The following is a 12,510-nucleotide window of genomic DNA, read 5'->3' on the forward strand; positions in this document are numbered from 1 at the left end:
CTGTCCCGGCCGGACCGTCGCCCGTCAGCAGCCGTGCTCCGCCGGAGCGTCCGCCAGAGCGTTCAGCAGGCCGCCGAGCACCTCGCGCTGATCGGCGGTCAATGGAGCCAGGATCTCCTCTGCGGCGCCGGTTCGCGCGTTGCGCAGGCGGCGCAGCGTGGCGCGGCCGGTGTCGGTGAGCTCGATCCTTATGACACGGCGGTTCTCCGGGTCGGGCACGCGGCGGACGCAGTCGGCGCTCTCCAGGCCGTCGACCAGTGTGGTCACGGCACGGGGCACCACCTCCAGGCGGGCGGCGAGGTCCGCCATCCGGGGCGGACGCGCCGTGGAGAGGTGGGCGACGGTGCGCAGCAGCCGGGACTGGGCCGGGGTGATGCCGAGCGGCTCCAGATGGCGCTTCTGGATGCGGTGGAGCCGCCGGGTCAGGCGGAGCAGCTGCTCGGCGAGCACGCCGTCGGTGGTGTCGGTGGTGCCCGTCGTGTCGGCGCCGTCGGTGCCGTCGGTGCTCTCGGCCGTCAGGGAGCTGTCGGTCTCGGAAGCGGTGCTCATGCTGCGGTCCTCATAATGGGAACGATATCAGGACCAGATTCATTGTGAGCATAGGTAACAATGAGCTATGCTCATTAGAGTCTCGTCACCTGTCATGAAGGAGGCCCATGCGCCCCAAAGAACCCGAGTGGGAACCCTCGAAAGAATCCCTCGACCCCAGCGGCCCCGCCCCGGACGAGCGGCCGCGTGAGCTCCGCCGCATCGTCCGCCTCTTCCGGCCCTACCGGGGCCGCCTCGCCGTCGTCGGCGTGCTGGTCGCCGCCTCCTCGCTGGTCGGAGTCGCCACCCCCTTCCTGCTCAAGGAGATCCTGGACGTAGCGATCCCGCAGGGCCGCACCGGGCTGCTCAGCCTGCTCGCCCTCGGCATGATCGCGACCGCGGTCGTCACCAGCATCTTCGGCGTGCTCCAGACCCTGATATCCACCACCGTCGGCCAGCGCGTCATGCACGATCTGCGCACCGCCGTCTACGCGCAGCTCCAGCGGATGCCGCTGGCCTTCTTCACCCGTACGCGCACCGGCGAAGTGCAGTCCCGCATCGCCAATGACATCGGCGGCATGCAGGCCACGGTCACCTCCACGGCGACCTCACTCGTCTCGAACGCGACGGCCGTCATCGCCTCCGTCGTCGCCATGCTCGCGCTCGACTGGCGGCTCACGCTCGTCTCGCTCGCCCTGCTGCCCGTCTTCGTGTGGATCAGCCGCCGAGTCGGCGGCGAGCGCAAGAAGATCACCGCTCAGCGTCAGAAGCAGATGGCCGCCATGGCCGCGACGGTCACCGAGTCCCTGTCGGTCAGCGGCATCCTCCTCGGCCGCACGATGGGCCGCGCCGATTCGCTCACCACCTCCTTCGCGGAGGAGTCCGAGAAGCTCGTCGACCTCGAAGTGCGCTCCAGCATGGCCGGGCGCTGGCGGATGTCCACCATCGGCATCGTCATGGCCGCCATGCCCGCGCTCATCTACTGGGCGGCCGGCATAGCCCTGCAGACCGGAGCGCCCTCGCTGTCGGTCGGTACCCTCGTCGCCTTCGTCACCCTCCAGCAGGGCCTGTTCCGGCCCGCCGTGAGCCTGTTGTCGACCGGCGTCCAGATCCAGACCTCACTGGCGCTGTTCGCCCGCATCTTCGAGTACCTCGACCTGCCGGTGGACATCACCGAGCGCGAGGACCCCGTCCGCCTCGACCGCGCCAAGGGCGAGGTCCGCCTGGAGGACGTCCACTTCGCCTACGACACCAAGAGCGGCCCCACCCTGACGGGCATCGACATCACGGTCCCGGCCGGCGGTTCCCTCGCGGTGGTCGGCCCGACCGGATCCGGCAAGAGCACGCTGAGCTACCTCGTGCCCCGGCTCTACGACGTCACCGGCGGCCGGGTCGCCCTCGACGGGGTGGACGTCCGCGACCTCGACTTCGACTCCCTGGCCCGTTCCATCGGCGTGGTCTCCCAGGAGACCTACCTCTTCCACGCCTCCGTCGCCGACAACCTGCGCTTCGCCAAGCCCGACGCCACCGACGAGGAGATAGCGGAGGCGGCCCGCGCGGCCCAGATCCACGATCACATCGAGTCCCTGCCCGACGGGTACGACACCCTGGTCGGCGAGCGCGGCTACCGGTTCTCCGGCGGAGAGAAGCAGCGCCTGGCCATCGCGCGCACCATCCTGCGCGACCCGCCGGTGCTCATCCTCGACGAGGCCACCAGTGCGCTGGACACCCGCACCGAGCACGCCGTGCAGCGCGCCATCGACAATCTCTCCCGGGGCCGCACCACCATCACCATTGCCCACCGGCTCTCCACCGTCCGCGACGCCGACCAGATCGTGGTGCTCGACGGAGGCCGGATCGAGGAGCGCGGCACCCACGAGGAACTGCTGAAGGCCGACGGCCGGTACGCCGACCTCGTCCGCCGCGACCGGGAGAGTGCGCTCAAGCCGGAGACCTCGGCGTCCGGAGGGCTCCTGTCGGGGGCGCTCGGTTCCGAGATGCGCAAGGCGGATCTGCTCAAGCCCGGGACGTTCAAGCCGGACACCCTGCGCGGCACCGAGCCGACCCCGGTGAACGTGTGATCGTATGACCGGCACACGGGTCGGATGTCGGGAATCTGGCGGTTCGCGGGTTAGCGTGCCCGCATGCGTCATGAGAACCGGCCGTCGTCACCGCGTTCCCGGCTCACCCGCCGGGGCAGGCTGGCGCTCTTCCTCGGAACCGTCCTGGGACTCGGGGCGGCCCTCCTGATCCCCCTGTTTCCCGGCAAGGAACCGCCCGAGAAGCCGCGCCAGTTGCTGATCCCCGAGGGCTGGCGGGCCCCGCAGGTCTACGCCGCCATCGACCGCGAACTGAAGCTCCCGGCCGGCTCCGCCAAGGCGGCGGCCGCCACGGCCGCCCTGCCCCTGCCCGCCGAGGCGAAGGGCAATCCGGAGGGGTACCTCTTCCCGGCCACCTATCCGGTGACCTCACGGTCCACTCCGGCCTCACTGCTCACGTACATGGTCGAGACGGCCAACAGGAGCCTCGCCACCAAGGCCGTCGCTGACGGCGGCAAGGCCCACGGGATGACCCCGTACCAGACGGCCACCCTCGCGAGCATCATCGAGGCGGAGGCCGAGACCCGTGGAGACATGGGCAAGGTCGCCCGGGTGGTCCACAACCGGCTGGCGAAATCGATGCCGCTCCAGATGGACTCCACCATCAACTACGCGCTGAACCGCTCCACGGTGGACACCAAGCTGAGCGAGACGAAGATCGACAGCCCCTTCAACACGTACGAGCGCCAGGGACTGCCGCCCACCCCGATCGACAGCCCCGGCCTGCAGGCCATGGCGGCCGCGGTGGCCCCGACGCCCGGAGACTGGCTCTTCTTCGTCACCGTGAAGCAGGGGGACACCCGCTTCTCGGCGACGTACGAGGAACACAAGCGGCACGTGGCCGAGTTCAACCGGATCCGGGCGGCCTCGCGCACCACCTGATCCGAGCGCCACGCCTCAGGGTCCCGCCTCAAGGGTCACGCCTCAAGGGTCCCGCCTCAAGGGCCACGCCTCAAGGGTCACGCCTCAGTGGATGCCGGACCGGGTGCGGGTGAGCAGGCGGCCGATTTCCCGGACCGCGGCGCCGCCGGCGCGGTTGGCGCCGATGGTCGATGCCGACGGGCCGTAGCCGACCAAGTGGATCCGCTCGTCGCGGACCGCGCGGGTGCCGTCGAGCCGGATGCCGCCGCCCGGCTCGCGCAGGCGCAGCGGAGCCAGGTGATCGATGACCGGGCGGAATCCGGTGGCCCACAGGATCACGTCCGCTTCGACCCGGGTGCCGTCCGACCAGGCGGCGCCCGCTCTCGTGAGGTGGTCGAACATCGGCCGGCGGTCCAGGACGCCCGACTCCAGCCCGCCCCGGACGGCCTCGTTCAGCGGCAGTCCGGTGACGCTGACCACGCTCCGGGGCGGCAGGCCCTGCCGTACCCGGTCCTCCACCAGAGCCACCGCCGCACGGCCCTGCGCCTCGCCGAAGCTCCCGTCGCGGAACACCGGGGGCCGGCGGGTGACCCAGGTGGTCTCCGCCGCCACCTCGGCGATCTCCAGCAGGTGCTGCACCGCCGAGGTGCCGCCGCCCACCACGATGACCCGGGCCCCGGCGAACTCCGCGGGTCCCGGGTAGTTCGCCGTGTGCAGCTGACGCCCCCGGAAGAGTTCCTGCCCCGGGTAGCGCGGCCAGAACGGCCGGTCCCAGGTCCCGGTGGCGTTGATCAGCGCCCGAGCCGACCAGGTCCCGGCCGGGGATTCCACCAGCAGCCGGCGGTCCGCCCCGTCGCGCACGGCGGTGACGTCCACGGGGCGGTGTACGCGCAGGTCGAAGCGGTCTTCGTAGGCGGCGAAGTACTCTGCGATCACCTCGGAGGACGGACGCAGCGGATCGGCGCCGGTCAGTTCCATCCCGGGCAGCGCGTGCATGCCGTGGACCTTGCCGTAGGTGAGTGAGGGCCAGCGGAACTGCCAGGCGCCGCCCGGGCGCGGCGCGTGGTCCAGGACCACGTGGCCGATGCCCGCCCGCGCCAGGTGGTAGGCGCCGGACAGGCCGGCCTGCCCCGCGCCCACGACCACCACGTCCACGTCCTGCACCGCGAATTCGTTCACGGTTCTACTAACTGGGAGCGGCGCCGAGATCTTCCCGGAGCCGGAGCCGGAGCCGGAATCCCGGCCCCCGGCCCCCGGCTCAGCGCGCGAGCAGGCCGCGCGCCGCGAGCTCCGGGGTCACCCCCTCGCCGAACCAGTAAGCCTCCTCCAGGTGCGGATAGCCGGACAGCACGAAGTTCTCGATCCCGAGCGCGTGGTACTCCTCGATCCGGTCCGCCACGTCCCCGTGGCTGCCGACCAGGGCGGTGCCGGCGCCGCCGCGCACCAGCCCGACCCCGGCCCACAGGTTCGGGGAGATCTCCAGTTTGTCGCGCGAGCCGCCGTGCAGGGCCAGCATCCGCTGCTGGCCGACCGACTCGCTCGCGCCCAGCGCGGCCTGCGCCGTGGAGATGGACGCGTCGTCCAGGTCGCCGAGCAGCCGGTCCGCCGCCGACCAGGCCTCCTTCGCGGAATCCCGGGAGATGGTGTGCAGTCGGATGCCGAACTTCACCGTCCGGCCCCGCTCCTCGGCCAGCGAGCGGATCCAGTCGATCTTCTCCTTGACCTCCTGCGGCCGCTCGCCCCACGTCAGGTACACGTCCGCGTGCTCGGCGGCCACCGGACCCGCCGCGGCCGACGACCCGCCGAAGAAGATCTCCGGCAGCGGGTCCGGCGGCACCGCCGTCAGCCCGCCGTCGACCCGGTAGTGCTCGCCGTGGAAGTCGAAGGGCCGCCCGCCCCAGACGCCCCGTACGACCGAGAGGAACTCGGCCGTGCGCGCGTAGCGCAGATCATGTCCGAGGTGGTCGCCGAAGCGCCGCTGCTCTGCCGAATCACCGCCCGTCACCACGTTGAGCAGCAGCCGCCCGCGCGTGATCCGCTGGTACGTGGCCGCCATCTGCGCGGCCAGCGTCGGCGAGATCACCCCCGGCCGGAAGGCCACAAGGAACTTCAGCCGCTCGGTGTGCTGCGCGAGGGCCACCGTCGTCAGCCAGGCGTCCTCGCACCAGGTGCCGGTCGGGGTCAGCACCGCCTCGAACCCGAGCCGCTCGGCCGCCTTCGCGATCTGTGCGAGGTACTCGATGTCGGGCTCGCGCACCCCGGCGGCGGCGTGGTTGTTCGCGTAGGCGTGCCGGTCCACCAGGGTGCGGCCGTCGCCGCCGGTCGGCAGGAACCAGTGCAGTCGTACCGTCATCAGGAAGCCTTCCCGTACGTGCGCGCGGGGGTGGTGGAGGGCGGAAGGTCCCGGTTGAAGCGGGTGTCGACGAAGTCCTTGAAGACGACCTTGCCCGGGATCAGCTTGAGCGCGGTGAAGGTGTCGGCGATCTTCTGCTCGGAGGCCACGGCCGCGTCGTCCACGGCCACCGGAACCCGGGTGCCGTTGCTCCGCTTCACCGCGTCGAAGGCCACCTCGTACGGCAGCCCGGTCTCCTTCGACCAGACCTTCGCCCACTCCTCCGGGTGCTTGAACACCCAGTCCTGAGCGCGCTGGAGGCGCTCCAGGTAGTCCCCGATGGCCTTGCTCTTGGCCTCGTCGGCCAGCGCGCCGGGCGCCGCGACCTGGAAGCCGAGCCCGTTGACGATCCCCTCGCCGCTGGTCAGGATGCGGGCGCCGGAGCGCAGCACCTGGGAGGTGTACGGGTCCCAGACCGCCCAGGCGTCGACCTTGCCACTGTTGAAGGCCGCCAGCGCGTCGGCCGGCTGGAGCAGGGTGATCTGCACGTCGGCCGGGGTCAGGCCGGCCTGCTGGAGGCTCGCTATGAGCTGGAAATGAGCCGAACTGCCCTGCGCCACAGCGATCTTCTTGCCGCGCAGCTCGGCGGGGGACTGGAGGGCGGAGCCCTTGGGCACGAGGATCGCCTCGCCGGTGGAGGAGCCGTGCGTGGCCGCCACCACCGTGATCTTCGACTTGGCCGCGGCGGCGAAGACGGGCGGGGTGTTGCCGACGCCGCCGATGTCGACGGCCTTGGCGTTGACGGCCTCCAGCAGCGGCGGCCCGGAGGTGAAGGTGGACCACTTGATCTCGTAGTCGAGCTTGTCCAGTTCACCGGCGGCCCGCAGCAGCGACTCGTAACCGCCCTTCTGGTCACCCACGTTGAGGGTGACCCTGGCGCCGCTCTTCGCGCCGTCCTTCGCGCCGGAACCGGAGTCGGCCGCCGAGCTGCCGCCGCAGGCGGTCAGGGCCAGCGACAGCGGAATCAGCGTGGCGAGCAGGGGCAGGGTGTGACGTCTCATGTCGCTTCTCTTCGATCTCTCGTACGGGAATCAGGGCAGGGGGAGGCGGACGGGCCGGCCGGAGCTCGGCCCGGCGCCCGGCTCAGCCGACGCCGAGCTCGGCCAGCAGCCGGGCGCGCAACGCGGCGAAACCGGGGTCGCCGACCGAGCGCGGCCGCTCCAGCGACACCTCGGTGTCGTGGGCGATGCGGCCCTCGTCCATCACGAGCACCCGGTCGGCCAGCAGCACCGCCTCGTCGACGTCGTGCGTGACCAGCAGCACCGCGCAGCCGCGCCGCTGCCACAATTCGGCGACCAGACGCTGGGCGTTGATCCGGGTCAGCGCGTCGAGCGCGCCGAACGGCTCGTCCAGCAGCAGCAGATCGGGCTCGCGGACCAGGGCGCGGGCCAAGGAGGCCCGCTGTGCCTCGCCGCCGGACAGGGTCTTGGGCCAGGCGTCGGTGCGGTGCTCGAGCCCGACCTCGGCCAACGCCCGCTCTGCGCGCTCGCGTTCGGGCCGCCCGGGCAGGCCGAGCAGGACGTTGCGCCAGACCCGCTTCCACGGCATCAGCCGGGGAGCCTGGAAGGCCACCGCGCGGCGTTCGGGCACCAGGACCTCGCCCTCGATCTCCCGGTCCAGGCCGGCGAGCACCCGCAGCAGCGTGGACTTCCCGCAGCCGCTGCGGCCGAGGAGCACGGTGAACTGCCCGGCCCGCAGGGTCAGATCGAGTCCGTCGATGACGGCCCGGCCGTCGAAGGCCCGGGTCAGCCCGCGGACCCGTACCGCGGTATCGGCCGGGTCCGCCGTGACAGTGGCGGTGGTGGTGGCGGCAGCGGTCACTGGCCGGTGAAGGTCGGTCGCCATTGCAGCAGCAGCCTTTCGAGAGCGCGGACGATGAGGTCGGCGGTGAGGCCGAGGAAGGCGTAGACCACGAGGCAGACGACGATGACGTCGGTGCGGAAGAACTCGCGGGCCTGGTTCATCAGGAACCCGATTCCGGCGTCGGCGTTGATGGACTCCCCGAACACCAGGGCCAGCCATCCGGTCGCCAGCGAGTACCGCAGCCCGGTCATGAACCCGGGCAGCGCGCCCGGCAGCACCACGTGCCGTACCAGGCCCCAGCGGCCCAGCCCCAAGGCCCCGCCCGCTTCGATGAGTTGCTCATCGACCCCGCGGATCCCGGCGTACACGTTCAGGTACAGGTGGAAGGCCGTACCGAGGGCGATGAGGGCCACCTTCGGCGCCTCGCCGATGCCCATCCAGATGATGAACAGCGGGATGAGGCCCACCCAGGGCACGGTGCGCAGCATCTGCACGCTCGCGTCGATCAGGTCCTCGCCGAGCCGGGACAGCCCGGACAACAGCGCCAGCACCGTCCCGACCGTCCCGCCCAGGACGAGACCGATCGCCACGCGCTGGAGCGACACCCCCATCGCGGCGGGCAGGGTGCCGTCCCCGATCAGGCCGGCCGCGGCGCTCGCGATGGTCGAGGGCGGAGCGAGCGTGTCGGCGGGCAACCAGCCGAGGCTGCTGGCCAGTTGCCATGCGGCGAGCAACAGGAGCGGTCCGATGGTGCGCCGTGCCCAACGGGGCGGGGAGCGCCGTTTCGCCGAGGCCGGTACGACCGGGACGAGCGCGGGGGCGGCCCCGGCCGAGGGCACGGATGGTCCTTTGAGGGATATATCCGGCCGCGCATGGCTGGTGAGGGTCATGGGTGCTCCACGGAAGGGGAGAGGAGGGTGAGGGCGACGGGTGAGGGCGGAGGTGAGGGGCGAGGCAGGGGAGCGCACGCCCGTCGGCCCCCACGCCGGTACGGAGGCGGAGTTCGGGGGCGCGGAGCTCGGAGATCCGGAGCCGCCGAGATCCGGAGCAGCACAGGACCGGAGCCGCGGAGGTCCGCGCTCGGGGGATCGGCTGCTCAGGAGATCAGGGGCTCAGGAGATCAAGGGCTCAGGGCGCGCGAAAGGGGAGCGCGGAGCGCTCGTGCCGCAGGTGAAAGGGCGTCAGTAGCCGCGGCAACACGCGGCGGAGGCCACCCGCAGCAGGTCGATGTGACCGCGCGTGGTGAGCATGACTGAACGCAACATGCGGCGAAACTTAGCCATTCGGTCGCCACCGGTCAATGGGCGTCTCGCTCCCTGGGATCCCGGTCTCCCCCATCGGGACGGGATCCGTCAGGACCCGTGCGCGCGGAGGGTGGCCAGGACCTGGTCCCTGGGCTGGAGGGTGAGACCGGGCAGAACCCTCGCGCGGGTCGGACCGCTGTCCACGTGGAAGCGCTGGGCCACGACGGCCAGCACGAGGGCGGCCTCGACCAGCGCGAAGCGGGCCCCCAGGCAGGCGCGCGGGCCGCCGCCGAAGGGGAACCATGCGTGCTCCGGGATCCGGTGAGCGGCGTCCGCATCCCACCGCTCCGGGCGGAAGGCCTCCGGCTCCGGGAACCAGCGCTCGTCCCGGTGCATCGACCAAGGGCTGGTCCACACCGACAGGCCGGCCGGGACCGGGCGCCCGCCGAGGGTGGCGCCCTCCCTCGCCACCGCGGAGATCAGCCAGATCGGCGGATAGATCCGCAGCGCTTCCTTGACCACCTGCTGCGTCCAGGGCAGCCGCGCGTAGTCCTCGTACCCGGGCAGCCGGCCGCCGAGTACCCGGTCCAGCTCCTCCGTCAGCCGTCTCCGTGCCTCCGGCGCCCCCGAAAGCAGCTGCCAGGCCCAGGTCAGGGTGGTCGACGTGGTCTCGTGGCCGCCGATGTACAGGGTGATCGACTCGTCCCGCAGCTCGGTGCGCGACAGCGGCCCGCCGTCCTCGTCGCGGGCGGAGAGGAGCCTGCTGAGCAGGTCGTCCCGCTCCTCGCCGGCTTCCGAGGCCGTCTCGTGCTCCCGGATCACGTGCTCGATCTCGCGGTCGAGGACGTCCACGGCCGCCCGCATCCGCCGCCGCCCCGGAGTCTGCACCCAGGGAGGCAGGAACATGGTTACGCCGCGGAACTCGGCTCCGAGTTCGCGCTGCGCCGTGGCCATCGCGGCGCTGATGGGCGCCTCCCGCCCGGCCGCGTCGCTTCCGAACAGGGTGCGCACGGCGATCCGTTGGGTGAGCCCGGCCATCTCCCGGTGCACGTCGATCCGCTCGCCGTCGCTCCAGCCGGAGACCAGTGCGTCGGCGCACTCGACCATCGTGCCCGCGTACGCGCGCACTTGGCGCGGACGTACCGAGGGCTGGACCAGTGCGCGCTTGCGCCGCCAGTCCTCGCCGGTGGCCACGACCACTCCGTTACCGAGCAACTGGCGGAAGGCCCATCCCAGTTCGGTCGGGCTGAAGGTGGATTCCACTGCGCCGAGCAGCTCTCCCGCGTGCTCCGGCCGCGAGACCAGGACGTTGCGCTGCGGTCCGAGTGCCCAGGGCACCCAGTCCCCGTACTCGTCGCGCAGCGACTCGAAGAAGGCCAGCGGATCGCGGGCGAAGGCGGGGAGGTTCCCCAGCAGGGGCCAGCGGCGCGGTCCGCGCTCGGAGCCCGGGGGCAGCAGGGTGGCGGTCACCCCGGCATGGTGACAGCGCCGCCCGCAGGACGCCAGAGCATGCCGGAACCCCGGGCCGCCGGAGTGCTGCGGCGAGCCCGGGGGCGTCCGGACGGCTCAGGCCGCCCGGGCCGAGGTGACCCAGGTGTAGGCGCTCTCCGCGCTGAACTCCCTCTGCCCGGAGGGGAAGAGGAGCCCGGCCGCCGCGAAGGCGGGGTCGTCGGCGGTGGCCGCCACGTACGGGACCGCCACGCAGCGCATGCCCGCGGCCCGTGCGGCCAGGGCGCCCGGCGCCGCGTCCTCGACGACCACGCAGTCGGCGGGGTCCGCGCCCAGCCGCCGTGCCGCCTCCAGGAACACGTCCGGGGCGGGCTTGCCCTGCGCCACCTCCTCGGCGGAGACCACCGTGGTCAGCAGCTCGTCCAGCCCGGTGCCCGCCAGGACCGCGTCGATCGCCTCGCGCGAGGAACCGGAGGCCACCGCCATCGGCACGCCCTCGGAGTGCAGCCGCCGCACGAACGCGCGCATCTCGGGGTAGGCCTCGGTGTGGGTCCGGGCGAGCTCCAGGTAGGCGGCGTTCTGCTCGGCGAGCAGCTGCTCCACCGGGGCCGGGATCCCGTACTCGTCCCGGAGGATCTCCAGGGTTTCCAGGGTGCCGATGCCGATGTGCCGGGAGTGCTGCTCCCAGGTGAAATCGGGGACCCCGTGGCGCTCCAGCGTGCGTCGCCCGGACTCGTAGTAGTTCGGCTCGCTGTCCACGAGGGTGCCGTCGAGATCGAATATGACGGAGATCATCCGTAGTGCCCGTCCTGCCGGTGCCTGTCTCATGCCTGTCCCGACCATCTTGTCAGGGTTTGCGTGCTGCCCGTCCCACGGACTCGACCAGGGGGAGGAGCCGGTGCGGCACCCGCTCGCGCAGCGCGACCTCGGTCCGGGTGCGCACCACGCCGGGGAGCCGGATCAGCCCCTGGATGACGTCCTCGAGGTGCGCGTTGTCCCGCGCGGCCACCCGGGTCAGCAGGTCCCCGCCACCGGTGATCGAGAAGGCCTCGATGATCTCCGGCACGGAGGCCAGCGCGTCGCCGACCTCGTCCAGGTGCCCCTGGGTGACTTCGATGTGCACGAAGGCCAGGACGGGATGCCCGAGCGCGGCGGGGGAGAGCGAGGGCCCCGTCCCGGTGATCACCCCGGTGCGCTCCAGCCGGTCGAGCCGGGCCTGGAGGGTGCCGCGCGCGACGCCGAGGATCCGGGCGTACTCCCGGACGCTGGTGCGCGGCTGCTCGATCAGCAGGCGCAGGATCCGTGTGTCGAGCTCGTCCACCGCCATGCCGCGACTGTACCAACGGGCCCCGATATCGGAAGGTATCCGACCAAACGCCCCGTCACCTGCGGCGACCCGGCCGCCGGGGCAGGAAGCCACTGGTCCGGGCCTGGTACGCGGCGTAGCCGGGGCGGTCCGCCATGTGCCGCTCCAGCAGCCGCTTCCCGCTGCCGCCGATCAGCAGGTACGACATCACGAGCGGGGAGACCACCGACGCCGCCACCGCTCCGCCCGAGGTCCAGGCGGTCAGCGACAGCCCCCACCACACGCAGAAGTCGCCGAAGTAGTTCGGGTGCCGGGTCCAGGACCACAGTCCGCGGTCCATGATCCGTCCCCGGTTCGCGGGGTCGGCCTTGAACCGGGCCAGCTGGTGGTCGCCGACCGTCTCGAAGAGCAGCCCGCACAGCCACAGCGCCACGCCCGCCACGGCCGCGGCCCCGGGACGTCCGGTCGCGTACGCCGCCGCCTGCACGGGCAGCGAGACCAGCCAGACCAGGGCGGCCTGGAGCAGGTAGACCATGCGCAGCGCGTACGCGTTCGGGTTGCCCGGAGCCCTGGCGAGCATCCGCTCGTAGCGCGGGTCCTCGCCGTGCCCCCGGCCGCGCCACGCGATGTGTGCGGCCAGCCGCAGGCCCCACAGCACCGCCAGGACCGCCGGCAGGGGGTGCCGGCCGCCCGACAGCGTGTACGTGGCCACCGAGACGGCGACGAAGCCCAGGCCCCAGGCCACGTCCACCACGCGGTGCATGTGCAGCCGGACACCGATGGCGAAGGCGGCCAGCATGACGGCGAGGGCCGCCCCCGCCGAGACGG

Annotated in this window: 13 protein-coding genes; 2 read left to right on the forward strand and 11 right to left on the reverse strand. The window is 72.2% G+C overall.

Annotation, left to right across the window (positions count from 1 at the left end):
* Positions 1–24: 24 nt before the first annotated feature.
* Positions 25–549 (reverse strand): MarR family winged helix-turn-helix transcriptional regulator, encoded by a 525-nt coding sequence (locus ACFYM0_RS00995; protein ID WP_388495321.1) that lies wholly within the window; start codon positions 547–549, stop codon positions 25–27.
* A gap of 107 nt (positions 550–656) precedes the next feature.
* On the opposite strand from ACFYM0_RS00995, the gene ACFYM0_RS01000 reads away from it, so the two are divergent.
* Both ACFYM0_RS01000 and mltG read left to right on the forward strand, forming a co-directional pair.
* The gene (locus ACFYM0_RS01000) at positions 657–2,609 is read left to right on the forward strand and encodes an ABC transporter ATP-binding protein (RefSeq protein ID WP_388495323.1); all 1,953 of its coding nucleotides are present in this window, start codon (positions 657–659) and stop codon (positions 2,607–2,609) included.
* 63 nt (positions 2,610–2,672) lie between these two features.
* Positions 2,673–3,509, forward strand: coding sequence for an endolytic transglycosylase MltG (gene mltG, locus ACFYM0_RS01005; RefSeq protein ID WP_388495325.1), 837 nt, complete (start codon positions 2,673–2,675; stop codon positions 3,507–3,509).
* An 84-nt stretch (positions 3,510–3,593) separates the two neighbouring features.
* Here the strand turns inward: mltG and ACFYM0_RS01010 are convergent, their stop codons facing one another.
* The 10 genes from ACFYM0_RS01010 to ACFYM0_RS01055 all read right to left on the reverse strand — a co-directional run bounded on the left by ACFYM0_RS01010 (position 3,594) and on the right by ACFYM0_RS01055 (position 12,481).
* A complete protein-coding gene (locus ACFYM0_RS01010) occupies positions 3,594–4,667 on the reverse strand; it encodes an NAD(P)-binding domain-containing protein (protein WP_388495327.1) in 1,074 nt (357 codons plus the stop codon).
* A 79-nt stretch (positions 4,668–4,746) separates the two neighbouring features.
* Positions 4,747–5,841 carry an LLM class flavin-dependent oxidoreductase gene (locus ACFYM0_RS01015; protein ID WP_388495328.1) on the reverse strand — a complete coding sequence of 365 codons (1,095 nt, stop codon included), beginning with the start codon at positions 5,839–5,841 and terminating at the stop codon, positions 4,747–4,749.
* Entirely contained in the window at positions 5,841–6,881 is a 1,041-nt protein-coding gene (locus ACFYM0_RS01020; RefSeq protein ID WP_388495330.1) for an ABC transporter substrate-binding protein, read from the reverse strand. The genes ACFYM0_RS01015 and ACFYM0_RS01020 overlap by 1 nt, the downstream gene beginning before the upstream one ends.
* An 82-nt stretch (positions 6,882–6,963) precedes the next feature.
* Positions 6,964–7,725, reverse strand: a complete 762-nt coding sequence (locus ACFYM0_RS01025) for an ABC transporter ATP-binding protein (RefSeq protein WP_388495332.1) — start codon at positions 7,723–7,725, stop codon at positions 6,964–6,966.
* Complete coding sequence (locus ACFYM0_RS01030; RefSeq protein WP_388495333.1) at positions 7,698–8,573, reverse strand: ABC transporter permease; 876 nt, start codon at positions 8,571–8,573, stop codon at positions 7,698–7,700. The genes ACFYM0_RS01025 and ACFYM0_RS01030 overlap by 28 nt, the downstream gene beginning before the upstream one ends.
* Positions 8,574–8,864: 291 nt before the next feature.
* The gene (locus ACFYM0_RS01035; protein ID WP_388495335.1) at positions 8,865–8,966 is read right to left on the reverse strand and encodes a putative leader peptide; all 102 of its coding nucleotides are present in this window, start codon (positions 8,964–8,966) and stop codon (positions 8,865–8,867) included.
* A gap of 69 nt (positions 8,967–9,035) precedes the next feature.
* On the reverse strand, positions 9,036–10,397 hold the full coding sequence (locus ACFYM0_RS01040) for a cytochrome P450 (protein WP_388495337.1): 1,362 nt from the start codon (positions 10,395–10,397) through the stop codon (positions 9,036–9,038).
* A 96-nt stretch (positions 10,398–10,493) separates the two neighbouring features.
* Entirely contained in the window at positions 10,494–11,171 is a 678-nt protein-coding gene (locus ACFYM0_RS01045) for an HAD family hydrolase (protein ID WP_388495339.1), read from the reverse strand.
* 52 nt (positions 11,172–11,223) lie between these two features.
* Positions 11,224–11,703 carry an Lrp/AsnC family transcriptional regulator gene (locus ACFYM0_RS01050; RefSeq protein ID WP_388495341.1) on the reverse strand — a complete coding sequence of 160 codons (480 nt, stop codon included), beginning with the start codon at positions 11,701–11,703 and terminating at the stop codon, positions 11,224–11,226.
* A 55-nt stretch (positions 11,704–11,758) separates the two neighbouring features.
* A complete protein-coding gene (locus ACFYM0_RS01055) occupies positions 11,759–12,481 on the reverse strand; it encodes a DUF1295 domain-containing protein (protein ID WP_388495823.1) in 723 nt (240 codons plus the stop codon).
* Positions 12,482–12,510 lie beyond the last annotated feature (29 nt).

The sequence above is a fragment of the Streptomyces sp. NPDC006487 genome, from assembly GCF_042870555.1.
In the GTDB taxonomy this organism is placed as follows: Bacteria; Actinomycetota; Actinomycetes; order Streptomycetales; family Streptomycetaceae; genus Streptomyces.

Bases quoted from the DNA above. Each gene is read 5' to 3' on its own strand.
- ACFYM0_RS01055 (WP_388495823.1), bottom strand. From the start codon at position 12,481: ATGCTGGCCGCCTTCGCCATCGGTGTCCGGCTGCACATGCACCGCGTG.
- ACFYM0_RS01035 (WP_388495335.1), bottom strand. From the start codon at position 8,966: ATGGCTAAGTTTCGCCGCATGTTGCGTTCAGTCATGCTCACCACGCGC.
- ACFYM0_RS01045 (WP_388495339.1), bottom strand. From the start codon at position 11,171: ATGATCTCCGTCATATTCGATCTCGACGGCACCCTCGTGGACAGCGAG.
- ACFYM0_RS01020 (WP_388495330.1), bottom strand. From the start codon at position 6,881: ATGAGACGTCACACCCTGCCCCTGCTCGCCACGCTGATTCCGCTGTCG.
- mltG (WP_388495325.1), top strand. From the start codon at position 2,673: ATGCGTCATGAGAACCGGCCGTCGTCACCGCGTTCCCGGCTCACCCGC.
- ACFYM0_RS01030 (WP_388495333.1), bottom strand. From the start codon at position 8,573: ATGACCCTCACCAGCCATGCGCGGCCGGATATATCCCTCAAAGGACCA.
- ACFYM0_RS00995 (WP_388495321.1), bottom strand. From the start codon at position 549: ATGAGCACCGCTTCCGAGACCGACAGCTCCCTGACGGCCGAGAGCACC.
- ACFYM0_RS01000 (WP_388495323.1), top strand. From the start codon at position 657: ATGCGCCCCAAAGAACCCGAGTGGGAACCCTCGAAAGAATCCCTCGAC.
- ACFYM0_RS01025 (WP_388495332.1), bottom strand. From the start codon at position 7,725: ATGGCGACCGACCTTCACCGGCCAGTGACCGCTGCCGCCACCACCACC.
- ACFYM0_RS01015 (WP_388495328.1), bottom strand. From the start codon at position 5,841: ATGACGGTACGACTGCACTGGTTCCTGCCGACCGGCGGCGACGGCCGC.
- ACFYM0_RS01050 (WP_388495341.1), bottom strand. From the start codon at position 11,703: ATGGCGGTGGACGAGCTCGACACACGGATCCTGCGCCTGCTGATCGAG.